Origin of the sequence: Frankia sp. KB5 (assembly GCF_002099325.1) — a bacterium.
Taxonomy (GTDB): domain Bacteria; phylum Actinomycetota; class Actinomycetes; order Frankiales; family Frankiaceae; genus Frankia; species Frankia casuarinae.
On record NZ_MRUJ01000403.1, the window covers coordinates 1 to 1299 of the forward strand.

General features: G+C 65.1%; 1 protein-coding gene. It reads left to right on the forward strand.

The genetic code is table 11. The features are described 5' to 3' along the window. Positions 1-1108: MFS transporter (locus tag KBI5_RS24815; protein WP_116290021.1), on the forward strand; the 1108-nt coding region annotated here is incomplete at its 5' end. Between the last annotated feature and the right edge of the window lie 191 nt (positions 1109-1299).

A 1299-nucleotide genomic window follows, 5' to 3' on the forward strand; every position in this document is an offset into this window, starting at 1 on the left:
CGTGCTCGCGCCAGCCGCCCTTTCGCTGATCACCGTGACCTTCACTGAGGGCAGGGAACGCGCGCGGGCCTTTGGGGTCTACGGTGCGATCTCGGGCGGCGGCGCGGCACTTGGTCTCATCGTCGGCGGGCTCCTCACCGAATACGCGTCTTGGCGGTGGTGCCTGCTGCTCAACGTGCCGATCGCGCTGGTCGCGGCGCTGGCCGCCATCCCCGTGGTTCAGGAAAGCCGGTCGGGCGGCGGGGTGGGTTATGACATCATGGGTGCCGTCACGGTCACCATCGGCCTGGTAGGGCTTGTCTACGGATTCACCCGGGCCGCCCAGGACGGCTGGGACACGGCAGGAACGGTGCTGGTCGTCGCTGTGGCGGTGGTTCTCCTCGTGGCCTTCGTAGTGACCGAGGTCCGCAGCGCGGCGCCGCTGCTGCCGATGCGGGTGCCCTTGGAGCGTAACCGTGGCGGCGCCTATCTCGCGTCGTTACTGATCGGCGCGAGCCTGCTGGCGCTGTTCCTATTCCTCACGTTCTACTTCCAACAGACGCTGGGCTACAGCGCCCTGAGGACGGGATTCGCCTTTCTTCCGCTGAGTCTCGGCGTCATGGCGTCGTCCGGATTGTCCAGCTACCTGTTGCCGCGGGTCGGGCCCAGGCCGCTGATGGCGGGAGGGGCGGCGGCGATGACAGCCGGGCTTCTGATGCTCACGCGGATCGATGTGGATACCGGCTACCTGAGCCGTGTGTTACCCGCCGAGATCGTCATCAGCATCGGGATGGGTCTCGGCTTTGTGCCGATGTCCAGCAGCTCGCTCATCGGGGTCGACCCTCAGGATGCCGGTGTGGCGAGCGCGTTGGTCAACACTACCCAGCAGGTCGGCGGGAGCCTCGGGACAGCCCTCCTTAACACCATCTACGCGACCGCGGCCACGGGCTACCTGAAAGATCACTCCAGCGACTCGCGTGGCGTCACGGAAAGTCAGGTCACTGGGTATACGACCGCGTTCACCTGGAGTGCGGCCCTGATCGGGATCGCCTTTGTAGTGATTCTGCTTCTCGTCGGCTCCGGTAAAGACCTGACCGCAGCGAGGAAAGAACCCATGCACGCCAGCTGACGTAGCCGGACGACGGGGTGGTGTTTCCGGGAAGGAAAAGTCGCTTGGGCAGCGTGTTTGGCGTGCTTGGGAAGCTGGAGATAATCGGTCCTCTGGGTGCGACGATGATCTCCTGGCCGCGGGAGCGAGTGGTTTTCGCCATGTTGGCACTCAACGCCAACTACCCGGTTCAGGTCGAACGGCTTGTGGAC